This is a genomic window from Pseudomonas sp. SZ57, assembly GCF_009495975.1.
Classification (GTDB): Bacteria; Pseudomonadota; Gammaproteobacteria; order Pseudomonadales; family Pseudomonadaceae; genus Aquipseudomonas; species Aquipseudomonas syringae.
Genome location: NZ_WIBD01000031.1, coordinates 1 through 25,575 on the forward strand (window position 1 = coordinate 1; position 25,575 = coordinate 25,575).

At 55.9% G+C, this 25,575-nt stretch carries 20 protein-coding genes; 9 read left to right on the plus strand and 11 right to left on the minus strand.

Annotated features, from left to right (window positions below; all coding sequences use genetic code 11):
• Positions 1 to 479: 479 nt before the first annotated feature.
• The 3 genes from GE543_RS24190 to GE543_RS24200 form a co-directional block, all read right to left on the minus strand.
• Complete coding sequence (locus GE543_RS24190) at positions 480 to 2,312, minus strand: ABC transporter ATP-binding protein (protein ID WP_003412816.1); 1,833 nt, start codon at positions 2,310 to 2,312, stop codon at positions 480 to 482.
• Positions 2,313 to 2,414: 102 nt separating this feature from the next.
• A complete protein-coding gene (locus GE543_RS24195) occupies positions 2,415 to 2,978 on the minus strand; it encodes a peptidylprolyl isomerase (RefSeq protein ID WP_100072401.1) in 564 nt (187 codons plus the stop codon).
• A gap of 221 nt (positions 2,979 to 3,199) precedes the next feature.
• Complete coding sequence (locus GE543_RS24200) at positions 3,200 to 4,123, minus strand: LysR family transcriptional regulator (protein ID WP_003418424.1); 924 nt, start codon at positions 4,121 to 4,123, stop codon at positions 3,200 to 3,202.
• Between the two features lie 67 nt (positions 4,124 to 4,190).
• Between GE543_RS24200 and GE543_RS24205 the strand changes: the two genes are divergently transcribed.
• Entirely contained in the window at positions 4,191 to 4,505 is a 315-nt protein-coding gene (locus tag GE543_RS24205) for a hypothetical protein (RefSeq protein WP_003314461.1), read from the plus strand.
• Between the two features lie 187 nt (positions 4,506 to 4,692).
• On the opposite strand, the gene GE543_RS28035 is transcribed toward GE543_RS24205, so the two are convergent.
• Entirely contained in the window at positions 4,693 to 9,525 is a 4,833-nt protein-coding gene (locus GE543_RS28035) for a M10 family metallopeptidase C-terminal domain-containing protein (RefSeq protein WP_153222540.1), read from the minus strand.
• Positions 9,526 to 9,792: 267 nt separating this feature from the next.
• Here GE543_RS28035 and GE543_RS24215 point away from each other — a divergent pair, with 267 nt between their 5' ends.
• Positions 9,793 to 10,671, plus strand: a complete 879-nt coding sequence (locus GE543_RS24215; RefSeq protein ID WP_003418418.1) for a carboxylate/amino acid/amine transporter — start codon at positions 9,793 to 9,795, stop codon at positions 10,669 to 10,671.
• Between the two features lies 1 nt (position 10,672).
• Here the strand turns inward: GE543_RS24215 and GE543_RS24220 are convergent, their stop codons facing one another.
• The gene (locus GE543_RS24220) at positions 10,673 to 11,407 is read right to left on the minus strand and encodes an SDR family NAD(P)-dependent oxidoreductase (protein WP_003314465.1); all 735 of its coding nucleotides are present in this window, start codon (positions 11,405 to 11,407) and stop codon (positions 10,673 to 10,675) included.
• Positions 11,408 to 11,485: 78 nt separating this feature from the next.
• Entirely contained in the window at positions 11,486 to 12,031 is a 546-nt protein-coding gene (locus GE543_RS24225; protein WP_153222541.1) for a Bro-N domain-containing protein, read from the minus strand.
• A gap of 465 nt (positions 12,032 to 12,496) precedes the next feature.
• Between GE543_RS24225 and GE543_RS24230 the strand changes: the two genes are divergently transcribed.
• Positions 12,497 to 13,072 carry a DUF1349 domain-containing protein gene (locus GE543_RS24230; RefSeq protein ID WP_153222542.1) on the plus strand — a complete coding sequence of 192 codons (576 nt, stop codon included), beginning with the start codon at positions 12,497 to 12,499 and terminating at the stop codon, positions 13,070 to 13,072.
• A gap of 56 nt (positions 13,073 to 13,128) precedes the next feature.
• Here GE543_RS24230 and GE543_RS24235 read toward each other — a convergent pair whose 3' ends face one another.
• Positions 13,129 to 13,566 (minus strand): DUF3757 domain-containing protein, encoded by a 438-nt coding sequence (locus tag GE543_RS24235; protein WP_178118667.1) that lies wholly within the window; start codon positions 13,564 to 13,566, stop codon positions 13,129 to 13,131.
• Positions 13,567 to 14,514: 948 nt separating this feature from the next.
• Between GE543_RS24235 and GE543_RS24240 the strand changes: the two genes are divergently transcribed.
• From GE543_RS24240 to GE543_RS24255, 4 genes are all read left to right on the plus strand, one after another.
• The gene (locus GE543_RS24240) at positions 14,515 to 15,111 is read left to right on the plus strand and encodes a hypothetical protein (RefSeq protein ID WP_153222543.1); all 597 of its coding nucleotides are present in this window, start codon (positions 14,515 to 14,517) and stop codon (positions 15,109 to 15,111) included.
• Positions 15,112 to 15,509: 398 nt separating this feature from the next.
• Positions 15,510 to 15,863 carry a YkgJ family cysteine cluster protein gene (locus GE543_RS24245; RefSeq protein WP_238986383.1) on the plus strand — a complete coding sequence of 118 codons (354 nt, stop codon included), beginning with the start codon at positions 15,510 to 15,512 and terminating at the stop codon, positions 15,861 to 15,863.
• Entirely contained in the window at positions 15,864 to 16,796 is a 933-nt protein-coding gene (locus GE543_RS24250) for a hypothetical protein (protein ID WP_153222544.1), read from the plus strand.
• Between the two features lie 4 nt (positions 16,797 to 16,800).
• Positions 16,801 to 17,211, plus strand: a complete 411-nt coding sequence (locus GE543_RS24255) for a hypothetical protein (protein ID WP_153222545.1) — start codon at positions 16,801 to 16,803, stop codon at positions 17,209 to 17,211.
• A gap of 229 nt (positions 17,212 to 17,440) precedes the next feature.
• Here the strand turns inward: GE543_RS24255 and GE543_RS24260 are convergent, their stop codons facing one another.
• Positions 17,441 to 18,730, minus strand: a complete 1,290-nt coding sequence (locus tag GE543_RS24260) for a hypothetical protein (protein WP_153222546.1) — start codon at positions 18,728 to 18,730, stop codon at positions 17,441 to 17,443.
• Between the two features lie 502 nt (positions 18,731 to 19,232).
• On the opposite strand from GE543_RS24260, the gene GE543_RS24265 reads away from it, so the two are divergent.
• Complete coding sequence (locus GE543_RS24265; RefSeq protein WP_065087884.1) at positions 19,233 to 19,772, plus strand: hypothetical protein; 540 nt, start codon at positions 19,233 to 19,235, stop codon at positions 19,770 to 19,772.
• A 250-nt stretch (positions 19,773 to 20,022) separates the two neighbouring features.
• Here GE543_RS24265 and GE543_RS24270 read toward each other — a convergent pair whose 3' ends face one another.
• On the minus strand, positions 20,023 to 20,460 hold the full coding sequence (locus tag GE543_RS24270) for a hypothetical protein (protein ID WP_153222547.1): 438 nt from the start codon (positions 20,458 to 20,460) through the stop codon (positions 20,023 to 20,025).
• A 585-nt stretch (positions 20,461 to 21,045) separates the two neighbouring features.
• On the opposite strand from GE543_RS24270, the gene GE543_RS27570 reads away from it, so the two are divergent.
• Entirely contained in the window at positions 21,046 to 21,948 is a 903-nt protein-coding gene (locus GE543_RS27570; protein WP_256664797.1) for a hypothetical protein, read from the plus strand.
• Positions 21,949 to 22,240: 292 nt separating this feature from the next.
• Here the strand turns inward: GE543_RS27570 and GE543_RS24280 are convergent, their stop codons facing one another.
• Together GE543_RS24280 and GE543_RS24285 are read right to left on the minus strand one after the other, a co-directional pair.
• The gene (locus GE543_RS24280) at positions 22,241 to 24,361 is read right to left on the minus strand and encodes an alpha/beta hydrolase domain-containing protein (protein WP_153222548.1); all 2,121 of its coding nucleotides are present in this window, start codon (positions 24,359 to 24,361) and stop codon (positions 22,241 to 22,243) included.
• Between the two features lie 292 nt (positions 24,362 to 24,653).
• Entirely contained in the window at positions 24,654 to 25,268 is a 615-nt protein-coding gene (locus GE543_RS24285; RefSeq protein WP_153222549.1) for a hypothetical protein, read from the minus strand.
• Between the last annotated feature and the right edge of the window lie 307 nt (positions 25,269 to 25,575).

A 25,575-nucleotide genomic window follows, 5' to 3' on the forward strand; every position in this document is an offset into this window, starting at 1 on the left:
ACCTCTCCGGCCGTGGCCTCGCACTCCAGAACACATCCAGCGACTGAAAGGGCCTCTTCGCGAGCAAGCTCGCTCCCACATGTGCGGTGTACACCTGACCGGCAGGTGAGTATCTATCCAGAAGACATTCAGCGACTGCAAGGGCCTCTTCGCGAGCAAGCTCGCTCCCACAAGTGCGGTGTACACCTGACCGACAGGTGAGCAGCTACCCAGAAGACATTCAGCGACTGCACTGGCACCTTCGTGAGCAAGCTCACTCCCACAAGTGCGGTGTACACCTGACCGACAGGTGAGCAGCTATCCAGAAGACATCCAGCGACTGCACGGGCCTCTTCGCGAGCAGTTGGCTCCCACAAGTGCGGTGTACACCTGACCGGCAGGCGGGGTAGCGGGGATATCAATGCCCCTGAAGATTTTATGGCTTGTGCAGATCTTGTGGGAGCGAGCTTGCTCGCGAAGAGGCCGGCAGCCTCGCCCTATCAATCCACGCCTACAAACCCACCCGTCTGATGCTGCCACAACCGCGCATACAGCCCGCCATGCGCCAGCAGTTCGCTGTGAGTGCCGGTTTCGGCGATCTGGCCTTTCTCCAGAACCACCAGGCGATCCATGCGCGCGATGGTCGACAGGCGGTGCGCGATGGCGATCACGGTCTTGCCCTGCATCAACGTCTCCAGGCTCTCCTGAATCGCCGCTTCGACTTCCGAGTCGAGTGCCGAGGTGGCTTCGTCCATGATCAGGATCGGCGCGTCCTTGAGCAGCACGCGAGTGATCGCGATACGCTGGCGTTGACCGCCCGACAGCTTGACGCCGCGCTCACCGACATGGGCATCGAAGCCGGTGCGACCTTCGGAGTCCGAGAGCAGCGGGATGAACTCGTCGGCGCGGGCCTTGTGGATCGATTCCCAGAGCTGTTCATCAGTTGCGTGCGGATTGCCATACAGCAGGTTCTCGCGAATCGAGCGGTGCAGCAGCGAGGTGTCCTGGGTGATCATGCCGATCTGCGCGCGCAGGCTTTCCTGGGTGATTTCGGAAATATCCTGGCCGTCGATGAGGATCCTCCCGCCTTGCACGTCGTACATGCGCAGCAGCAGGTTGACCAGCGTCGACTTGCCCGCGCCGGAAGGCCCGATCAGGCCGATCTTCTCACCCGGTTTGATGTCCAGGTTGAGGTTGTGAATGATCCCGTTGCCATTGCCGTAATGGAAATCGACGCCGTCAAACCGGACGCCGCCGTTTTCGATCTTCAGCGGCAGGGCGCCGGGTTTGTCATTGACGGTGACGGGCTGCGAGATACTTTCCAGGCCGTCCTGCACGGTGCCGATGTTCTCGAAGATGCCGTTGACCACCCACATGATCCAGCCGGACATGTTGACGATGCGGATGACCAGACCGGTGGCCAGTGCGATCGCACCTACCGAGATCATCGACTGGGTCCATAGCCAGAGCGCCAGACCGGTCGTGGTGACGATCAGTATGCCGTTCATGGTGGTGATGGTGGTGTCCATCGAGGTGACCACGCGGCCAGCCAGCTGACTTTTTTCGGTGTGATCGCGCATCGCTTCGCGAGCGTACTGCTGCTCGTGATTGGTGTGGGCGAACAGCTTGAGCGTGGTGATGTTGGTGTAGCCGTCGACGATGCGGCCCATCAGCCTCGAGCGCGCATCGGACGAATCCACCGAGCGCTGCTTGACCCTCGGCACGAAATACATCAGCGAGAGGATGAACGCCGCGATCCAGGTACCCAGCGGGATCATCAGGCGCCAGTCGGCCTCGGCGAACAGCACCATGGCGCTGATCGCGTAGATCAGCACATGCCACAGCGCATCCACCGACTGCACGGCCGAATCACGCAATGAGTTGCCGGTCTGCATGATGCGCTGAGCGATACGCCCGGCGAAGTCATTCTGGAAGAAGTTGACGCTCTGTTTGAGCACGTAACTGTGGTTCTGCCAGCGAATCAGGTTGGTCATGCCGGGGCTGATCGTCTGGTGGACCAGCAGGTCATGCAGGCCGACAAAAATCGGCCGTAGCAGCAGGGCGACGACGACCATCCAGATCAGCTCGGAACCGTGAATGCTGAAGAAATTCTCCGGCGGCGTGGTTTGCGCCAGGTCGATGATGCGGCTCAGGTAGCTGAACAGCGACACTTCGATCAGCGCACCGATCAGCCCGACCACCAGCAGCGCGGTGAACGTCGGCCACACCTGACGCAGGTAGTAGAGGTAAAACGCGAAGACGGTATTGGGCGGGGCAGCGGTAGGAGCGTCTTTGAAGATATCGATCAGTTTTTCGAAACGACGATAAAGCATTGGCTATCACACCCACGCGACGTGGGTTCTCCTTGATAAGTGGAGGCTCTCCCGTCCGGACCGCACGAAGCCCGAAGGCCTCATGCGGTGCAGGTTTCCCGATCAGTTGACGCGTTTGGCGGACTTGATCAGGATCGGGTCGATTGGCACGTTTTGCATGCCTTTCTGAGTAGTGGTGCGGGCGTTGACGATGTTGTCGACGACGTCCATACCCTTGACGACTTTACCGAACACCGCGTAACCGAAGTCGCGCGCGCCGTTGTCGAGCATGGCATTGTCATTGGTGTTGATGAAGAATTGACTGGTGGCCGAGTTCACGTCCGAGGTACGCGCCATGGCAATGGTGCCACGCACGTTATGCAAACCGTTCTGGGCTTCGTTCTTGATCGGATCCTTGGTCTGCTTCTGAACCATCTGCTGGGTGAAGCCACCGCCCTGCACCATGAAGCCCGGAATCACCCGGTGAAAGATGGTGTTGGTGTAGAAGCCGCTGTCGACATAGCCCAGAAAGTTCTGGGTGCTGACCGGCGCCTTGGTGTCTGCGAGTTCGATTTCAATCTGGCCGAAACTGGTGTCGAGTACCACGTGCGTGGCTTTATCCGGAGCAGCCATCAGGTTAGCGGCGAACAGCACGGAGCAGGCGGCGAGAGCGATTTTTTTCAGCATGTGGCAACACGTCCTTCATTAAGAGATATCGACTGTGACCGGCAAGGTAACCACGTTTGGCTTTTTTTGCCCAGCGTATTGGCGGGTTTGCAGCACTTCAGGCGATCAGGCTGCACGTCCATGGGCCGCATAGGATTTCAGACTGCGTTGCTGGCGATGAATTCCAGCCGCGTGAGATTGAAGTGCTGCATACAGTGAAGAGCGCCACGTGCCTGCGCCTGTCAGGCATTTTGCGGCGTGCCGGGTGCAGCGGTGAGCGGGGTCGTGTCAAAGCTGCGGATCAGATCGATCAGAATCTGCGTCGCCGGGCCCAGCGGCCGGTCCTTGCTGGAGTAAAGATAGAAGGTCGGGTTGCGGCTGCCGCCCTTGTCCAGGCGCAGGGGCTTGAGCAAGCCTTCGCGCAGTTCGCGCTCGATCATGTGCCGCGGCAGCCAGGCGAAGCCCAGGCCGTTGCTGACGAAGGTCGCGGCGGTGCCCAGGCTGCCGACGGTCCAGCGCTGTTCCGCACCCAGCCAGCCGAAGTCCCTGGGTTGCTGCCTGCCCGAATCACGGATGACGACCTGCAACTGGCTTTCCAGGTCCTGAAAGGTCAGCTCGCGATTGGCCTGATGCAGGGCGTGGTCCGGGTGAGCGACGGCGACGAACTCGACGGAGCTCATCTCGGTGCCCAGATGCCCGGCAATGCTGTAGCCGCTGATGGCCAGGTCCGCCACGCCTTCGAGCAAGACCTCTTCGACGCCGGAGAGCACTTCTTCACGCAGTCGCACCCGGCAGCCGCGGCTCTGTGGCATGAATGCGGTCAGCGCCTTGACCAAACGTGCCGAAGGGTACGCCGCGTCGATCACCAGGCGCACTTCGGCTTCCCAGCCCTGTTCCATATGGTGCGCGAGGTCTTCCAGCTGGCTGGCCTGCTTGACCAGTTGCCGCGAGCGGCGCAGCAGTACGCCACCGGCTTCGGTCAGCACAGCCTTGCGCCCGTCGATACGCAACAGCGGCACGCCGAGCTGTTCCTGCATGCGCGCCACGGTGTAACTCACCGAGGACTGCGAGCGATGCAGCGCTTCGGCGGCCTGAGCAAAACCACCGTGATCGACCACGGCCTGCAATGTGCGCCACTGGTCGAGAGTCACGCGGGGCGCTTTCATGCTGTAATTCCTCTTTAAATACGGGCTTATTGTTCTACTCTGACAATCCCGACTCGGAGATTGCCGAATGAATCGACTGTGTTGTGCGCTGCTGGTCATGTTGCCGGTGACGGCCCTGGCGTACCCCATTGAGGTGGAAAAACAGTACCAGGACGTGAAGATCGATTATGTTGCCCACGACGTCTATCACGATACCGGGTCAATCACCGTCAACAACTACGGTGAAGTAGACGCCAAATGTTCGGTGGTGTTCATCAACGGGCCGGAGGCACCGCGCACCCGACGTGTGCAGGTCGGCGCAGGCAAGAGTCTCGACGTCTCATCCCGATTCAATCGCAGCATCATAAAGCTGCGAATCAGGCTCAGCTGTCAGCCCGCCTGAGAGTAGAGCGCTCTTATGGATAAGACAAATTTATGGGTAGGGGCACAGAGGCTTCGCGTTTTTGTGCAACGCGTTGGTGAAGGACCGGGGTTGTGGGGGATGTCACTCACCCCGGTCGCTCTTGCAGATGTTCTGAGGGTGCAGCCCCGTTTCCAGGGCTGTTTAAGCGTTATGTGCTTTGGGACGATCAGGCAATAATGTCGGCGGCCTGAAGCGTTTGCACGCCCGTGAGCTGGATTTCGAAGTCCGCACCGACGTTGTCATCGATGTTGCCGTACAGCACGCCGTCGGCAAAACGCAGTTCACCGCTGTTGTTGGCGCTGAACGCCGCGTTGCCGATGAATACGAAGGCATCGTGGCCATCGGTCAGCGGGCGGGCATCGAAGCCGGAGAAGTCCAGCTTGTCGCCTTCGACTGTCTTGAAGCCATTGATGATGTCGCGCAGTCCGCCCAGGCCCGTATCGCTGCTGCTGTTGAACACGTAGTGGTCTGCACCGGTGCCGCCGATCAGCGTATCCGCGCCTGATCCGCCGATCAGCACGTCGTCACCCGCGCCGCCGGACAAGGTGTCGTTGCCATCGCCGCCACTCAGGGTGTTGGCGTTCTTGTTGCCGGTCAGCGTATCGGCAAACTGGCTGCCGATCAGGTTTTCGGTGAATTTCAGTGTGTCCAGGCCCGATCCACCGGTGGCTTGCTGGGCGCTGGTGTTCAGCGCAACGGTGACGCCGGCGGTGGCGAACAGATACGACACGGTGTCATTGCCGTCGCGGCCGTCCATGACGTTGTCGCCAGCGCCTGCATAAATCAGGTTATCCAGGGCGTTGCCGGTGGCGTTGGCGGCTCCGGTGCTGTTGATGACGATGTTTTCCAGATTGGCCCCCAGCGTGTAGCTGGCCAGCGAGCTGTACACCGTATCGACGCCGCCCGCTTTGGCATCGGCATTGGTCTCGACCACCCGGTCGGCGGCATCGTCGACGTAATAACTGTCCGATCCATCGCCGCCGGTCAGCATGTCGGCACCTGCAGCGCCGTCGAGAATGTTGTTGCTGGCATTGCCGATGATGACGTTTTTCACGGCGTTGCCGGTGCCGTTGATGGCAGACACACCGGTAAGCACCAGGTTCTCCACGTTGGCGCCCAGCGTCCAGCTGACAGACGATACCACGGTGTCCACCTGCGAGGGCGAGTCGTTGCTTTCGGTGACGGTATCGAAAGCGTTGTCGACCACGTAGATATCGTTGCCATCGCCGCCGCTCATGTCATCCGCGCCCTGATCGCCGTCCAGCACGTCATTGCCGGAACTGCCGACCAGCGTGTCGTCGTCACTGGTGCCGAAGATGTGGCCGCCTTCGTTCTGGCCACTCTCGAAAATGGCCGCCGGGTCGTTGTTGTCAGCGGCGTTGCCATGAAAGCCCAGGTCATCGGCGATGAAATCGGCCAGACGCTGGCCGACGATCTCGGCGGACTCTTCATGCAAGTGCCAGACGTCATCGGGGTAAACCAGCGGGTTGACCTCGTAACGCAGGGGCAGGTCGGTGTAGTCAACCGCCAGCTTGACATCGGCGCGCTCAGTGGCGATGGCTTCCTGGACGCTTCTGACGTACCCGGTGCCTTCGACAATGGCGTTGATCTTTTCTTCGGTGTAACCGCGCGCCTTGGCGGCGTCGGTCTGGTAGTGCCCGGTTTCGGCGATGTACACGGTGAAATCGCCGATCTGCGCGTGCAAGTAGTCGAACACTTTCAGGGTCGAGGCCTTGTACAGGTCGGCCGCCGCCTGCTTGTCAGTGGCGCGGGCGATTTCCTGAGCGGCTTCTTCGCCCTGACCCCAGATGATCCCGGTGGTCACTTTGTCGATGGCGGTCAGCGACGCCAGTTGCGACTTGAGCAACTCGGTGGCGCGCAACAGCGCAGGGCCCGGCTCATCGGTGTCGACCAGCCACCAGGAAACACGCTGTTCATCCTGAGTGCCGGTCGAGTAGCCGACCACGGTGCTGCCGCCCACGGCGAGGTCGATGCCATCACCGTTGGCGTCGGTGAACTGGCTGCGCACGTCGTAATCGGTGTAGCGAGTCAGGTCCTTGACCATTTCCGAGGTGCCGGACTGGTTATCGTCTTCGGTCATGCGCAGCAGGCGCGCATTGGACTGGCCCAGCGTCGGCAGGTAGAGAATCTCCTGCGCCTCACGCTGGCCGAATACGAAGTCCGCATCGGTGAGGGTGTCGATCAGGTTGCCGCTCAGGGCGATTTCGAAGCGATTGCCGTCGGCATCCGCCGTGGCGGACTTGATGTAGGTCTTGTCGCCGGTTTCGTTGAGGGTCATGTACAGCGTGTGATCTTCGCCGTTGCCCAGCCCCAGAAAGCCCAGGGCGGAGACGTCTATCTTGTCCTGGCCGGGGGTGAAGTCATAGATCGTGTCGGTGGCGGTCAGTCCGCCAGCGTCGTAATCGCGGTAGCTGTCGGTCAGTGCGCTGTAGACGAACGTGTCGCCATCGGCGCCACCGTACAGGGCGTCGCGTCCTGCGCCACCGTTGATGATGTCGGCGCCGGTATCGCCGCGCAGCGTGTCGTCACCGCCCAGGCCCAGAATCGTGTCGTTGCCTTCGGTGCCGTACAGCGCCTCGGCGTTCTCTGTGCCAGTGAGGATCCCCGGTGTCACGTTGCCCACGTTGATGGCAAAACTGTCGGCCACCGAAGCACCGGTCGCGTCGCTCGCGGTCAGCAATACCGAGTAAAGCCCGGATGCCGTGCCGCCCGGTGTGCCGCTGAAGGTCAGGGTCTTGCTGTCGAACTTCAACCAGTCGGGCAGGGCGCTGTTATCGGCCAGGGTGGCGCTGTAGGTCAGCGTGTTGCTGTCCGGGTCGCTGAAGCTGCCGGGCTGCACGGCGTAGGAGAACGCCTTCAGCTCGGTGATGTTCTGGTCCATCAGCGGCGTATTGAGCACTGGCGCCTGATTGGCGGCGGCTGCGGTGGAGAAGATGAAGTTGGACGCACTGAGTTTGTCGGCCAGGTTGCCTTGCAAGGCGATCTCGAAGCGATTGCCTGTGCTGTCGACCGCATCGGTCTTGATGTAGGTCTTGCTGCCGTCGGCATTGACGGACAGGTAAATGGTGTTGGCGCTGCCATCGCCCAGGCCGCGCAGGCCGATGCTGGACAGGTCGATGCGGTCTTCGGCCGGGTTGAAGTCGGTAATCGTGTCGCTCTGCTTGGTGCCGCTGGCGGTGTAATTGCGATAGCTGTCCAGGCGCGAGTTGTAGATGAACAGGTCCGCGCCTGCGCCACCGGTCAGGGTGTCGGCATCGGCTCCGCCAGTGATCGTGTCGGCGCCCGCGCCGCCATCGATACGGTCCGTACCGGCATTACCATTGAGCACGTCATTGCCGTCGGTGCCGGTGAGGGTATCGCCGCCCGCCGTGCCTTCCACGACATGCTGGAAGATGAAGTGGCTGGCATTGAGCGTGTCTTTCAGATTGCCGCTCAAGCCCAGCTCGAAGCGATTGCCGCTGGCATCGGCGTCGAGTGATTTGACGTAGGTGCGGTCCAGTGTGGCGTTGTAGCTGATGTTCAGCGTACCGCCCTTGCCGCTGCCCAGCCCGGTGAAGCCCAGGTTGGTCAGGTCGATGCGGTCCTGGCTGATGTCGAAGTCGGTGACCAGATCGGTGGAACTGGTGGTCGCCGTACGGTAGCTGTCGGTCAACTGATCGAAGCGAAAGGTATCGGCCCCCGCGCCGCCGGTGAGCTTGTCGGCCCCGGCACCGCCGACCAGGATGTCGTCACCCGAACCGCCGTTCAGGGTGTCCTTGCCCGCCAGGCCGAAGATCTGCTCGTGGGCTGCGCCACCGGTAATGACGTCGTTGCCCTCGGTGCCATTGACGGTCACCAGCGGGAATGCATCACCTGCAAAGCTGCCATCGCCATACACCAGGGTCAGCCCCTTGCTGGTGTGGCTGATGGTGTTGCCGACGATGCTGTTGCGGTCGGTGCCGTCTTCGTTACGCTCGGCGACGCCGTACGTGGAGTTGTCACTGCCGGTGATCGTGTTGCCACGGATCAGGTTGTCGCTGCCGCTGAAGAACTTGCCGGACACGCCTGTGGTGTCGTCGTAGGACTGAATGATGATTTCCGGAACCGCTGAACCCAGCGCGTTGTTGCTCAGGGTGTTATCGAAGATATCCACCCCGGAACTGCCATAAATGCGCACGCCGGCGTTGCCGTTGTCGTGGATGTCCACGCCGCTGACCGAAACCTGGCTGGACAGCTTGATCAGTACGCCTTCTGCTGCGTTGCCATATACCGCGCCGCCGGTGATGGTGATGTTGGCGGGCGAGGGGATGTTCTCGCTGCCGCGCTGCACCACGATGCCGGTGCTGCCATTGCCATAGGCAACGTTGTTGCTCAGGGTGAAGTCGTGGGTGCTGGTGACCACGTTGAAGCCGTGACGATCGTTGTCGTACGCAACGTTGTTTTCAAACACGCTGTCGCTCAGGTAATCGGCCACGAAGCCATCCAGACCGTTGCCATGCGACACGCTGTTCTTGATCACCATGTTGACGGTCTGCTCGTGCGGGTCGAAGCCGTAGCCCGAGCAATCCTTGATCTCGACGCTGTCGAGGGTGACGTTCGAATCCTTGCCATCAGAGCCTGGAATGTAACCGTTGAACCAGCCGTCCACCTTGCCGGTGGTGGCGTCCCGGTTACCGTCCAGCGTCAGGTTCTTCATGCCGAAGTCGTGGGTTTCTTCGCCATAGGCCGAGCGCACGATGCCGGTCACTTTAGTGTCCGAGCCATCCGCGAGCTTGATGATCGTCTCGCCCATGCCTGCGCCCGACAGGGTGACGTTGCTCTTGAGCATCAGGCAGCCATCTGAAGGCTCCTCGCCACCGGACACGACGTACGTTCCGGCCCCCATGACCACTTCACCGCCGCCTGCCGCAGCGGCTGCGTCGATTGCGGCCTGAATGGCTGCCGTATCGTCAGTGACGCCGTCGCCCAGTGCTCCGAAGTCTTTTGTGTTGAATATCATGGTGTTACTCCAGGCGACGACGAATGTGGATGAATTGAGTCAATATTGCAGCGTCGGGATGATAAGACCTTTTTCTGTGGAAAAGTTGCCGATATAGGCTATATTTTCGTCGAAACCGACGACATGTACGTCAATAATGCGACTGTCATATTTGTGACGGGTAACGCGGAGCGCGGCGACGGGTTGGCGTCAAAAAGCGGCGGCCGCCGAGTGGACAGTAAGTGACGCAACCGCTATGGTCGCGCCCTTCAAAAATGGGGGGCGGGCATGGGTTATCTACTTTTCGTCACACTGATTCAGGCGTTCTCGTTCAGCCTGATCGGTGTCTATCTGGCCGGGCACGTCGACAGCTATTTCGCGGTGCTGGTCCGCGTGGTGCTGGCGGGTCTGGTATTCATTCCGCTGACCCGCTGGCGTCAGGTCGAACCCCGCTTCATGCGCAGCATGCTGCTGATCGGCGCGCTGCAATTCGGCGTAACCTATGTCTGCCTGTACCTGAGCTTCAGGGTGCTGACGGTGCCGGAAGTGCTGCTGTTCACCATCCTCACGCCGCTGCACGTGACGTTGATCGAAGATGCGCTTAACCGGCGCTTCAACCCCTGGGCATTGCTGGCGGCAGTGGTCGCGGTGCTGGGCGCTGGCGTGATTCGTTACGATGGCCTGGACGGCGACTTCCTTGGCGGCTTTCTGCTCCTGCAACTGGCCAACTTCACCTACGCCGCCGGGCAGGTGCTGTACAAGCATCTGGTGGCGCGTTACCCGAGCGACCTGCCGCATTACCGACGCTTCGGCTATTTCTACCTCGGCGCACTGGCCGTGGTACTGCCCGCGTTCCTGATGTTCGGCAACCCGCAACACCTGCCGGAAGCACCGACCCAATGGATCGTGCTGCTATTTCTCGGCCTGTGTTCGACGGCGCTGGGCATGTACTGGTGGAATAAAGGCGCGTGCATGGTCAACGGCGGCACACTGGCGGTGATGAATAACCTGCATGTGCCGCTGGGGTTGTTGATCAATCTGCTGATCTGGAACCAGCATGAGGACTTCACCCGCCTGCTGATCGGCGGCGGGGTGATCGTGGCGTCGGTGTGGATCAGTCGCCTGGGCGTGCGACGCGTGCCGGAGAGCGTTTCCGGCACACGTTGAGTCAGACGTGCTGGCCGCCGTTGACGTGAATCTCCGCACCGTTCACGTAGGACGCGCCAGCCGTACACAGGAAGTAGATCAGCGAGGCGACCTCCTCGGGCTTGCCCAGCCGGTGCATCGGCACCAGCCGCTCGACAATCTCGGCGGTGCCGGGTGACAGAATCGATGTATCGATTTCACCCGGCGCAATGGCATTGACCCGTATCCCGTGCGGGCCGAAATCGAAGGCCATTTCCCGGGTCAGCGCCGACAGTGCCGCCTTGGACGTGGCGTAGGCGACCCCCGCAAACGGGTGGACCTTCGAGCCGGCGATCGAGGTGACATTGATGATGCTGCCCTTGGCTGCCTTCAACTCGTCAAACAAGCCCCGACCCAGCAGCGCGGTGGAGAACAGATTGACGTTGAACACCTTGATCCAGGTGCTGTAGTCCGACTCCAGCACACCCATGCGCCCGCCGTCCTCGGTCTTCGGTGAAACGCCTGCATTGTTGACCAGCGCATCGAGCCGCCCGCCGAGCTTGTCCTTGATCGCTGCCATGCTCTCGCTGACGCTGTCGATATTTTCCAGGTCCAGGTGAATGTGGTTGAGCAGACCTTCAGCCCAGGGGCAGTCAGCGACCCAGTTCTGCCGCGACGCCGTAAACACCTCCCAGCCAGCGGCATTGAAATGCTTGACCGTGGCATGACCGATACCCCGGCTTGCGCCAGTCAGCAAAAGCTTTTTCTTGTCGCTCATGAGTGCGTTCCGGTTTTTAGGGTGGATGCATCATGTTTTTTGGTGGGAAGGGTGTCAACGGGGTTCAGGCAGTACCGGTCAGGCGGCATTGCGCATTGTGTTGATGCGCTTCAACACCCTGCGCCATAACGGCCGCTTTGGCCGGGGCGCTGCCTCGGCCACCACATTCGGCATGTCGCGCAAGCGAACCCAGGTTTCGCTGCGCCAGTGCAGCACGCTCAGCGACGTGCCGGGCCATTGCAGCTGACTCATTCTGGGGTTATCCAGCGTGACGTTCTGTTGATCATGCAAGGTCGTCAGCACCTCATGCGTCAGCCACTGACGCAGCGCGCGGTTCTCCGGCACGTAATGATGAACCAGCAGCGCCAGCACGCCGGACTCGCTGATCATCAACTGCCGCTGGCACTCGCCATGAGCTTCCAGCCAGACCTCGCGACGCTGATCCGCATCAAGCTTGAGCGTGGCACGCTCATCCAGCGCCCTGCCCATCAGACGGGCAAGGTCGGCGAGGCAGAACCAGGCTTGAGACTCTGTGAAAATGGCGCGAAGGGTGCGGCTGTGGCGGAGGAAGAGGGTGGCTTCGAAATGGGGGATATGGGTGTTTCTGAGAACGATATTTCGCATGGGTGACGCTCTTTTTGGTTATCGAGAGCCGCCACGGATTGTCGCCAAACATTGGGTGGCAGCTGTGTGCAGGTTGGCGAACCGGGCAAAAAGACAAACCCCGGCAGACCCGAAGATCTCCCGCGCACAGCCGCCATAGCGCGACATGCAGGCCGACAGGATCTGCTGTTTCGCGATGGAGCGTATTTTTGTCTTTTCTTTGGGTCGCCAAACCCAGCCGCTGATTTTGCAGCGAACGGCGGGGAGGTTAGCGTGGCAGGGATGGGGTGGCAAGGGTGTGGGGGGGGGTTGGGACGTAGGAAATGTCGTTTTTTTTTGGGCGGGTGAGGTGCTTGAGGTTTTAGGGTGTGGTCAGATATCTGTGTTGTCGGTTGATTTTGATTGCTGGGAAGGTGTCCATGCATATGGAGTAGATGAGGTCAGTAAACCCTCGATCACCCTCGACAACCCCACACAGGAGGCGACATGTTCGACAAAGGCATCTGGCTGAACCAACCCCGGCACTGCAGCGTGACGGACGAGCGTCTGATAGTCACCACAGACCCGCAAACCGATTTCTGGCAGCAAACGCACTACGGTTTCTGCCGCGACACCGGTCATTTTCTGGGTGTTTCGGTGACCGGTGATTTCACTGCGCAAGTGCATGTGCAGGGTGATTTCAAGACACTTTACGATCAGGCGGGCTTGATGGTCCGCATTGACGAGCGTAACTGGGTCAAAGCCGGCGTTGAAGTCAGCGACGGAGCCCTGATGCTGGGCAGCGTTCTAACCTGCGGACAATCCGATTGGGCAACCGGCGCGTTTGATGATTCGTCATCCGGGCTCTGGCTGCGAGTCACCGTCGCCAAGGGCGTGCTGCGCATTCAGCACTCCAGCGACGGGCTGCGCTGGCCGCTGCTGCGCCTGGCACCATTTCCCGTGAGTGAGTCTTATGCCGTAGGCCCAATGTGCTGCAGCCCGGAGCGGGGAGGGCTGGAGGTGGTGTTCTCTCATTTCGAGGTCATGCCTGCACTGGGCAAGGATTTGCATGATCTGACGTGAGTGACTCTTCAGCGAGCCATTGCAGGCTCGCTGAAGAGCGACAGAGTTATTTCGTGTTACTGAACGACAGTGAACTTGCAGTTTTCAGCTGATGTTTTTTCACACACGTTATAGACAAGACCAAAAGGCCCATCTTCTTTCTTCCAGGCATTGCCTGCAGTTTTTATAGTGAAATCCTTATTGTTTTTAGCGATGAAACGCATGTCCAGCGCCTCGCGCCCACCGATGTTGTAGGTGCAGTGTTGCAACATCTGAGGTGCGTCTGCACCCTCTTGAATAGCAATGGCCAGGTCAAAGGACTGCACAGGCATTTTCTTTGTCACAACGCCTTGCAGTACGCCGGTCCACTCGCCGTCATTGCCACTCGCCCGATATACACCGGGCGAGACCTGTTCGATTTTCGAGACAGCAGGGCAGTTTTCCGCTGCTTGAGAGGTCATTGACAGTCCCAGCAGGGAGGTAGCAACTGCGACGCCGATCAATAATTTTTTCATGATATTCCTTAAATTTATTTAATTCTTGATGTGTATATAAGCGTATGTATAGGGTTTTTACGCGGTTAGACCGAGTGAGCTTGTTTCCCAAGTCCGCTAGTTGGTTGCATATGGCTATCTAGTGTGTGGCAAGAAATGTGTTGCTTATTATCTCGTTGTTAAGCGAGGTGCGTGCTTCAGTAGTAACTTGATCGTATCCAGTGTGGATGGGTTTATCGTAGGTGTTAGCTTGTCTATTGTCTGCGCCTTCAGGCCTTAATTGTTTGTAGGAAATGGCGTTGGTTTGTGTGGGGATAGTGGGTTGGTTGATTACTCCTGAAAACCTGTCCACATAGGCATGGCAAGGACAGCGCGCGGGATGACGGCTCGAAAGACCGAACCGGTGGCTTCACCAAGGCTTGGTTCGTGAAAGCCACTCCCCACAGGCGTACGCACCAATAACGCCTTTGCGGTATCCGCAGATGGGAACCGAAATCGTTGGCGGGCGGGATGGCGGTTGGTCCATTAGATCTAACGTCGAAGCGCTCAGAAATTCTGATCATTCTTGAGGCACCATTCCCGTATGTGCGCCTCGACCAAGCCAGCGCCAATCTTCCCAACGGAGCCGCATCCCTGGACAAACCACCCGGTCCAATGGCAATCCGGCCTCCTCGAAGGTAAGCGAAGACCGCTTGCATGAACCACGCCTGCACTGCCAGCACCGCCCAGAAGTGGCTCCAGTCGCCGAAAAAAACGCAACACGGCACTGCCCAATGACGCGATAGCCATCAATGCCGGTATCAGGTACCGATAGCGCTTTAGAATTCCGGTGTTGCTGGCTTCTCTCTCCATCGACCTTTTCCCGCTCCAATCAAAATTGAATGCTCCAATCATGGAATCTGCAGTGTTTCTGATAACATCCGCCCCCATTCAATTAGCAATACCAGCATCGACACACGGAGAGTGAAAATGAAACGCCTGCACTGGCTCCTCGCTGGAAGCTACGCCGCGCTTTTAGCAGGTTGCAGCAATCCAGTTCCCTTTGGAACACCTGAAGATTTGGCCCGTATGAGGCAAGATCTCAACTTGGCGTATTTGCCGTCGACCGTGCTCCCTCTGAAATGGGCCTATTTTGACTATGGCGTTCAACAAGAAGGGGTGGACACAGTTGATACTCTCGCGCTGGTCCAACCCGGCTTACTCACACTGGTCGGGTATGAGAACGGCCACTACGTTCGGCAAGCTGAAGTTACCAGCGCGTCAACCGACTGCATGTACATTTTCAAGGGTGATGTCAGCGCACAGCCGGTGTGGTTACTGAAAGCTGATCGCCCTGTATTTTTGACTACCGGCAACAGCAGAGGGCTTATCGACGTCACCCGACGTAAAACACTGATTGATCAGATGACGGCGGCAGGTTTCATTCCCCACCTTGATGCCCAAGGAATGCCCTATCAGCCAACCGGAATCACCGAACGCAAGCTCGTAATGATGACAGGCTATGGGCAACGCGTTGAGTTAATGGAGCAGAACAAGACTTACAACGTCTGTAAAAAACAAAGCTAAAGACCCGAGGCGGCCTTTTTCGAGGGGCAGCAACCGGCCGATTCTTTTGAAAAAGTCGGCCATGGTTTCCACGGCAGAAAAGTACGTGTCTGAGTTTGAAATCTTTGCTTGGAGTAGAGAGTTCCAGGTTCAGATTTCCCGTAGATGCGCGCAAAAAGGCATTTTCAGCAGTCAGTACATACGCAGCCTGGAAGGACCGACTTTTTCAACACAATCGGCCAGAAGCAGTCGCTCAGTCCTGCAAGGAAACTCGGACCCTTTTGATCTCTAGGCTGGTGTCGCGTTCGCCCGGTATGCAAGGGGCACTAAAGTTTTCCAGCGAATAGCAGATACCATTCATAGACACGATGACGATCAGTGCGTTATCACCCGCCACATTCGCAGGAAGCGCTTGAGCCATGAGCAATGGATTGCTGGAAGTACACATGCTCTTCCCCTCGTACGAACGCAAAATTTCAGCCGCATTTTTTTGTACAAAATGTGGACTGTGCTGCAAAAATCTGAACAAAGCGACTGCTTATGCACATCTGGATCGTGGGGATGGAACCTGCGTGAATTTTGATAGCACCAGTCACAACTGCAAAATCTATGAAACCCGCCCATTAATTTGTCGGGTAGATGATTTCTATGAGCAAAACCTGTCTGCGCATATGAGCAAAAGCGAATATATCGCGGCCAATCTGAAAGCGTGCGCGGATGCGCAGCATGCACACAAAGTCAATAATTCTCCAACGCATCGAGAGAGAGTTTAAATGCCACTTCCAATTATTTTGTGGGGCGCGGCCGCTGCTCTGGCAGCAACCGGTGTATTCAAAGGTGTTGAGGCATCTGGCAACTTTGACAAGGCCAAAGAGATCGGTGAAAACGCAGAGGCTAAATTTAAAAAAGCTTCACAAGTGCTGGATGGTGCTCGTGAGGAAACCCAAGCCGCGCTGACTGCGCTGGGCAAATTAAAAGTCCACACATTCAGCCATCAAATTAAATACCTCGTTGAAGCGTTTAAAAAAAGAAAGGACACTAAAAGCACCCTGAAAGGTTTCAATGAGGACTTCACCGTGGAGCAATTGAAAGCCTACGAGAAGCTGGTATTGAACTCTCTGGAGATTGAGAGAGGTCTCGCTTCTGGAGTAGGTGGCGGAGCATTGGCCGCTATCGGGGCCTATGGTTCGGTAGGGGCATTGGCCAGCGCCTCCACAGGCGCGGCGATTTCCGGGCTCTCAGGCGCGGCGGCCACCAACGCGACCTTGGCGTGGCTTGGCGGAGGCGCATTGAGCGCCGGCGGTTTTGGCATGGCCGGCGGCATGATCGCCTTGGGCGGAATTGTGCTTGGCCCTGCTCTCGCCATCGGTGGATTCATGATGGCGAGCAAAGCTGAAGAAGCTTTGACTAAAGCCCATGCTTACCAAGCCAAAGTCGAAACTGCTGTTGCAGAAATGGAAGTTCTGAAAACAGCACTGAAGGCGATTAGAACGAATGCGGCCGAGATGGCTGCAACCATTACCGAGCTTGTAAAGCGCTTTGAGGCAATCAAAGTCAACGACGATAGCGACAGCGCCGCGTTCGAGAGAATGGTGGTGTTGGGTACGGGCCTGAAAAAAGTACTTGATGTGCCAATCATCGCGGCAGATGGTTCCGCCGTCAAGAACATTAAAGGCACGATTTCCGGAATATTGACCCTGAGCTGATGCCATGAAAAAGCACATTCAAACTATCATAAAAAAAGCGCCTGACATTCCCATGCAAGCGGCGCATTCTTCCTTCGAAATGCTAGTATCATCCTGGACGGAATACAAAAAAGTCGCAGAAGTTGAAGGCACTAAAAGAGCAGCCATCTCGGCATTCAAAGACGTCAAGTTAGAACAGGTCGGTGCTCAAAGAGCCGTTCTGGAGCAGTACTTGGCGAAGACCTTCGAAGAGCGGGCAACAACGATTCATAACTTCTTCGAGGTGCTCGACAAGGGCATTGAAACTGGCGACAGCTCCCTGATAAGCAATGCAATCGGCGCAATCGTCGATATTACCAAGCAGTCTCCCCTTGCGGGTGCGCGCGAGCTTATAGGTGCTTTCTACGATCCTGAGGTCAAGACGATCGAGATTTAGGTACTGTGTGAAAGGTTACTTCGCGCAGCCTCTAGTCGCAGCGACCGCAAGGCCATCCCACCGGTTATGAAGTACAGCTCAGGGGTCGATTTCTGCCTGTCGTGACTGGCAGAAATGGGCCAAAAGCAGACCGTCAGCACGGTTATGATTTCTCCCAATAGGGATACCAGTAAAGGTTTAAATGACATTTCACGCGAGCCGGCGATGCATGCAGCTCTACGATTAAAATTTAGCTGGGCAACGGACTGACATGCAGGACCGGGTTGTTCCTGACCTTGGCCAGTCGGATCTTGACTCGACTACCTGGTTTGCCAAAGAACCTCGCGGCCCTTACACCCGTCAGCTTGTGCCCCTCCGTATAGTTGAAACTCTCGGTCACGCTTCGGCGAACAAGCAGTTCAAAACTGCGAGAGTTCTCCGCGATCCACGTAATCACTTCTCTTGTAAGCGTGGTTGGTGCTGGTTGAACGGGTTCGGGTCGCCCTTTGATTTTTGGCCTTGCTGGCTTCGGTCGTTTGGCTTCAAACAAAGTGATGTCATCAAGCTGGAAAGAGCCAGGCACTGTGCATACTTGCGATTTCCCCCACCACAAACTCACGACGAGGTTGGTACCGTCTGGATGGCCGATTAGGCTCCTAGCAGCCGAGGACACCCGGAGAGACAGCTTCGGGAAAGCGTTGAATATCCCTGGCCCGAAAATGATCCCTCGACCAATTAGGCTGATTTGTTGGCCCGCGACCCTTGCCCAGCCAAAGTCATTCGATTCTAGGAAGCACAAATAGCGGTCACCTTTATCTAACGTTGCCTCAACCTTTCCGTTCGGCCGTTCCCAGACCAGTAAATTGGCTTTATCTTCGGTCTTAAGAACAGAAGACTGGTCTATGCGTTTCACCTGAGCGGTTTTTGTGATGCTCGCCCTCAAGGCTTTTTTGAGCTTGCTGGCGATCGCAGCTCGATTTTTCGCATGCGCTTCGAAGCGCTCACGTCGGGCGCGTCGCCGGGACTTGTCAACGAAATCCTTTTGGTGCTCCGCACACTGTTTCTGGAACTCTTCGTACAAGGCCTTCAAGCGTTCAATGTCCACCCTCATATCCGCGACCATTTCTGGCGTGATGCGCTCGGCATCATCCAGCCAGGGCTCAACGATGTCCATTGCCTGCCGGCGAGCCGGTTCGTCATTGAGGTGAACACTGAGCTCAAGATTGTGCTTTCCACCCTGAGTCAGGTTCTGGCTGCCTAACGTGACAAAGGTGTCTTTGTCAGTCACCAGCTTGGCGTGCAGCCCATCTAGCTGGTAGACCTCCTGTTTTTGCATCAACTCGACGACGTCCTCCAGATCCGAACCGCCGGTAGCAAAGACGTTGGTGTCAAACAATGTGTAGATCCGCGCGCCTGTCTTGCCTTTAACCAGACTCAATGCAACGTCCTTGGTGATATAGGGCGACAGGATGATTAGTGGCTGGGTAGAACGCTTTGCCTCTTGCTGCCAGCGTGGGTGGATATCCTTAAACATGCGCATGTAAGCTTCTTCCTGAAGTGCTGCCCGCCCGGAAAAACCGAGCTGATTCCAAGGGTGGGCATTGAATTAGGGGAGTATAGGGCGTTGATAGAGATTAAACGGCTCAGCGTAAATGGCTGCCTGGCCCGCGCCGGGATGCGGACGGTTGAACAGGTAGTTGAGTGTGTGGGGCATGATCGCATCAGGGGACGGTAGCAGCAATGAATCACCGTGAATGGTCCCTAGTTTCCTAGACACCTATGAGCGGCCTATGAGCGGCTGATTCTGGCCGATAGTAGCCGGTCACGAAGGGCTGCCGTCGACCAAAATAAGTCGCTAACGCAGCAATCTGTGACGGCCAGTCGACATCGCCCAGCGCGTGATATAGAGTCTGGTGCGTTCATTAATTGGATGGATTATCCGCAGAATGAAAAATCGAATGTAATTTTTCTATCACGGCCGATTGGTTTGTAAATCTGATATTGCATCTCGGCCTGAATCAACTTGTAGTTTAGGGCTAGCGATGAGAGATTCCGATATTGTTTTGACGGACGAAGAGCAAGCACTTTTTTTGTCGATCAAGTTCAATTGGCAAAATCACGATGAGCTACGTTGCTCAATAGAGCCGATGCAGTTGCTCGCTGCAAGCCTTTTTGAAAGATCCGCGATTCCCGAGATTCGAATTGCCTACTTTACTGATCCAAATTTCAACCCTGGGGAAAGGGGTAAATCGCGCGAAGAAATATTTGAAGGTAATGGAATCTCTGGAGATGAAATACTCCGCCACCCGCACTTTCTAAAGCACCTTGAGTATTTTTTGTGCGGGCCTAAGCTTCCTTCTGTGGCAATTGATACCTTTAAGAAAGAGGCCTTAAGCTCAGGCTATCTGACAGGGGGAGATATCAATGACCTGACGCCTTTCGCTAGATCATGCGTAAGGTCAAACAGATTAGACCCTCACGTTGCTGCGGATGAGTTTTTTAAACTAGCTATTGAATGCGGTGCTGGGCCTTCTTATGCGGACACGATACGTAAATCCGTACGTACTATTAAACAGCGATAGCGGATCGCACAAAACATATCGGTACCGCTGACTTGTCGATTCAGTGACTGCTAGTGATCGATTAACCGTAGGGCGCTGTGAGTAAAGGACGAAAGCATCGTATTTTCAGGCGTTAGGCGGTATGCAGGGACGCAGGAAGGAGCTGAAATCCCTATCTTTAAGGTTCGCTTAATAGGCGCTGCTAACCAAGGAGGTTGCAGTCGGGAAACGCGACTGCTATCAATTCTCTTCGATGATTTTGTCATGGCCCTCAGCCAGCGAGTTCTGCGTTGAACCTAGCAACAAGTTCGGTTTCAAGGAAACAATAGTGGTTCATTACAGCGTAGTAGTTTGAGACTGCTCGACTCAATAGGCTACACGCCTCGGTCTGCGGATCGAATTGCACGTGGTCATCATCTTTCTTGTCCATATGCTTCGTTCGGTTTCTCGCATAGTTCATGATATCTGCAATGTTTTTAGGTTTCGTCTCTATCCCGCCGTTCAAAAATTTAGAAAGCCTCACTGCTCCGTCTTGCACGCTCCTGAACGATGACTCATAACCTAAGCGCTCAGCGTAGGCTCCGAGAATTTCCTCGGCGCCACCTGCAAGATGCAGTGCGGAGAAATAGGAGTTTCCTTCGTAGTACATGACCAAGGCTCGATCCAATAGCTCGGCTGCTACTAGAAGCTTCTGCGTAGGCTCTAACATGACGTAGCTCCTGGATTTCATCACATGTGTTTTGAAAATGGTCAATAATTTGAGGGCAGAATCGAGATCATTGGAATTAGAGGGCTCTTGACCGAAGTTTTGCCAAGCCTTGTATGTGACCGGCATTTTCACGGATTGTTTGCAGCGCCCACGAATTCTCATTGACCTCTGGCATACCTTGCTGTTCGATTCGTAACGTCAGCTTCATCAAGGCTGCCTCCAGGCCAGTTGGTTGGGGTACATGCTCTCCAGCACATCCGATAGCGAATAATCACCCAGCATGGTTTCAACTCTGGCGAGAAAAAGTACAGCATAGTACCGGTAGTATCCTTGTCACGCAGTAATTGCGTCTTGTCTTGAAATTGCTACAAAATGGAGCGGGCAACGGGCTAGCCGGTCTAGCTGGGACGTTAAAGATATGCTACGCCGAATCCGTCATCGGGGCGAAAGAGAAGCGGCGCCGGTGCCGCAGTGATTGGGGCATCGGGCTTTTATCAAAGAAATATCGCATTGAAGAAATAATGAGCTTGTACAATATTTTTTAAAACAAGAGCTTAAACTCAAGTCAAAGTAGGAGTGTGCAGGTTGAGGGAGTTAGCGAGAGCCGAGGGTGAGAAAATATCGGGCATTAGGCCGGTAACTGAAGAGCAATATGAGCTATATCGATTTCATCGTGATGTTATCGCGGAGTTTAGTAGAGGGCATGAGTTGTTGAAGCTTGTTCTTGAAGAGCATCATCAGTTTCAGCAAGGTTTGGTTGATGTTGGTCACGCTATTGCGCATGAGCCTAATATGATCAATCAGAATAATTTGCGAGTGCTTACGTTTAAAACTAGTCGATTGATGTTGGGTTTTCTCAGCTCTGTTAGGATATTTCTTGAGCATGCCCAGACTTCAATTTCTCGGCAGTATGGTAAAGCCTCAGAGCAATTTTTTTACTTTAAAGAATTGACAGCGCACCAGTTTGACAATGTATTTTCGTATCGATTTTTATACAAGCTTCGAAACTATACACAGCATTGCGGTATGCCACCGGTTGATTTTTCAGTGAATATAGTGCCGGGCGCTGAAATGGAAATCCAACTGCTTTTTGTAAGGAGAGTCTTACTTGAGGAATATTCAGAGTGGGGGGGTGTCCTGAAGAAAGAGCTTGAGTCAGGTGTTGAGCCTCTTTATGTTTTTCCTCTTTTGAAAGAGCACCGGAATTCGATAGTTGGTATTTATCTTGATTTTTATGAGAGGTTCAATTCAGAAAAGGTCAGCGTAAGTGGGAAGTGGATTTGTAGTTTTTTGTCTGATGCAGATCCTGATGACAAATATTGTTTTTTGGAAGTCGGTGATACCCCGCCCGATTCAAAAGAAAAATCCTTTAGGTTGGAGTGGATACCTACATCTATGGTGAGAGAGTTTTTGTGGGTAGATGGACATTTTCACAAGGCGCTATCAGGTGAGGATGAGGTCGAGCCCTCGACCAATCCCGAGTTGTGATCAGCGAGTCCCTGTTCGGATTCACCATCGGATCATCTACATAGTCGTTTTCGTTACCCAATGATGGCTGGGTATCTGGGACAGAAATGGGGCAAACCGAAAGCCAATCTATTCCATCTGAACACTTTCATCGATTTGTCAACAAAGCCCTACAGCCCTCGTTAATAGGGACTGTAGGGCTTTTCAGCGTTATTACTCCAGCACAATCGGCGTGTGATTCGCTCCAGAGCCTACGCCCAACACCCGAGGCATAACTAAGACTCAGCAATGACTGACAACTGGTCACCTCCGCTCAAGGCCCTACACGCACCCCTTTCTCCTGCGCCTCCTTCACAAGCCGCTCACGGTCTTCAGGAAGCAGCATTCGCGCCTCAACCAGCGAGTCTGCGGCTTTACTCACTGCAGACACATAAGCCTCCTTCGTGGGGTAGCGTTCCTCCAGGGAAAGGCGAGGGTCTCCGGCCACGATTCGCTCTTTCTTCGTCGCGGCAAACGGGAGGAAGCTGCCTTGGAAGTTACAAAAGCCGCCATCAAAAAACTCGGGGCGGAAGGTGTTCCAACCCGTGTAAGTCCCGATGGGAGCACCCAGATACACATCCCGAACGCCACCCACATCAATTCCGTCTGCATCCACTTGAGGCACCAAGAGGCCGTAACTACCAACCCCCGATTTCGGCGGCTCGTTTGTGAGAATGCCAGAGCTGTCTTCGGGACGAAAACCAGGTCCAAAATCAAGCACTTGCAGGCTGTTGACGGCACCGGTGTAGCGGAGCTCGGGGCGCGAAACGCCACCATAATTGGTTGCGGGGATGAGCGGGAAACTGACCCTGTCCGCCGGTACGAGGGTGCCGTCCGCCACAGAAGGCTTTATCGAAGCGGGCGGTGTTGTGTCATCACGAACCCAGCTAACGAGGTTGATGAACGCTGCGCGCATGGTCCAGGTGTGTGGATTTGGATTTGATTGAACCTGGCAAAGGCCGAAAGGTGGGTTAGCCGGGAGTGGCAAAGACGGCGGTGCATGCTGCGTACTTGCCATAATAAAAGTGCGGACGTTTTCCGGTTCAGGTGCATCGCGCAAGCCGAGTGGATCGGTAAGGCCAAGCGACTGGCGTCCTTCCCAAAGTTCAAGGGCCGTTGCCATGTGGAATATCAGAGGGCAAGTATTGTTATCGTTGCAGCGATCCAGCAAACCCTGCGAGCGTCCGGTAACAGGATCGGTTTCCCGGCCATAGGTAAACGGAAAATCGTAATCAGGGTAGTCATGATCGACCTGTTGTCCCCACGCTCGACCAGGTTGAGCAAATCGAATGTTGAGTGGCATCAGGCCGCCACCGATATGCGGCATCGCACCATCATAGACCCGATGACCTTCCTCGCTGCGGTTGAAACCCAGTGCGATCATGCTGCGGATGAATCGCCCGGCTTGTGATGAGCCAGTGATAATCGACTTGACCTTGGGCCCATGCACTACAGGGTTGGGCACACCTTTATCGTCATGCTCAGCCTGCTGGAAAAACGCACCAACATCCCGTGCGATCGCAAAACCGATACCCATTACCGTCGGCTCCTTGGCCTGGTAAATCAGCTCGTAAAGCTTACCGGGCTGAAAACCAGCGGGTAGGCATATCTGGGTTTCGCTCGGCGTATTGCAATCGCCAAACTTCCAGTCACTCACTGGAATTTCCTGTCGGGGCGCATTTGCCCGTGAACGCACCGTCAACGTCGGACGAAAGCCATTCGCGAGCACTTTGGTATTGTCGGTTTCAACCGATTTGTAGCTGGTATGAGGCGGCGTGGAGGTGAACCAACCTGCGGACAGGTTAAGGCTGACGGTCGGTGAGAGCGTGGTCAACTCACTGCGCACCACACCTGTTACCGGCGACCCATCAGTATTTATGGCCGTCGGCAATTGCACCATCATGCGGTTGTCGCCCGGGGCAACGTCCCCCTGCCAGGCAAACGCGATCAGCGTCGTACCCTGGCGCTGTAGAAAACCGTCCCCAGCGACGTCGAAGTTGTTGAACGCTGCTGGACTGCCCCGCATATCAGCGTTGAACAATAACATCGCGCGCTTAGAGCCTCGATTTGGCACGTCGAATAGAAGAATGTCATTCGATTTGGCCACGTCAGCGGGACGCAGGATTGCGATATCAGTCGTGTATTCAACCATCCCGCGACCGTTACGGGGTGCAAGTTCGATGTCTTGAATAATCTTGTTTCCAGACGCTCCTAGGTCTAACTCACCATGAGCGCGCGCAAAGACGCGTTCGTAAGTCCCTGTACTCCCAAAGCTTTCGCCTTCGAAAGCGGGTTCGGTCCGCAGGATCTCCAACTGAGTAATACGGGCTTGGGCGGGTGCTGCAACGATCATCATGGCGCTTGCAAACGCTGCAGCATGAAATAGGCGATTCATCTTTACCCCCAATTTGTCATTTTTTTTATAGATGGCTTTTGATGCCCTGATAGTAATGCTTGTACAGATCAAAGGGCTTCAAACATAGCCTGCAGGTAGCTCGGTTATCATGAATTTGTAACCGTCCGGTGAAGTCATCTTCCCGATCCTAGCGATAAGGGCAATGTTGCCCACGTTAAAACACGTGGACACTATCGCCCTTATCATAAGGATTGCCATCCGCCAAAGAGCCGCAAACGCAAAACCCGCTCAGCCCATGTGCTGGGTGGAGCGATGGGGTGTTGCCATGGATTCAATACGCCTGATTGACGGTCAAACCACGCATGATAGAAAAGCTCGGGTCGATCAACTGCAGCGTGTTATCCGCCTTCAACCTGCCGACAACCACGCGATAGGTTTTCGGTTCCTCAGAAAGCGTTTCCGGGTTGCGTGCCAGTTTCTGCACAGCAGGTGTTTTGGCCCACGCGGCTACCGACTTCTGACGAATGTCCACCGTCACGACCCATGACTTATCAACGGCCGGGCCCATTTGTTCGGTGTTTTCTGACGTGTCTTTGATCTTGGCTATCTCATAGCCTTGGGCATAACAGAATCCTGACTCCTGTTGGACATAAGCAGCTTGCCCAGGGTCAGTGAGGGAATATGTCTTGCCACTTTTAGCGAGCAGCCCCGCGGCCGCCAACGCATCGAAAGCGGGCTCATTACCCATCGAAGTGCCGCTCCCGAAACCTTTCTCCAGAGTCACCGGGAAGGTCTTGAACATAGACGCACGCACACAGGAAGCTCCCTCGAGCCTGGGTTGCAAGGCGGCCTGAATCTCACTTTCGGAAGGCCCGCCTGAGCAGGCAACAAGCATCAACGCACCACTGACAATCAACACCGCCTGGGCTACTTCTCTGATTCGCATCGTTTTATCCTTTACGATTGAAGGCTGATATCGGCATTAGGACTTCTGGCTCAGGTAAAATGTTTCCATTCCTCCAAACTATTACTTCCAGACCTCGATGAGTGCCAGGCCAGTAGAACGTCCTTTGGTTTAGCCGTCATGCCGCAAGCCATATTCCGAGCCTTCATGCCATCAGCGGCAACACTTCCCTGTCTCTGCGCCATTACATAACCAGAAAGCCCAGCAATGCGGGGCTTTCTGGCTTCTGGCGTTTGTTATTACGATGTTCCGGATTTTCTGGTCGGCTGGATATCACCGCAGGTGACCA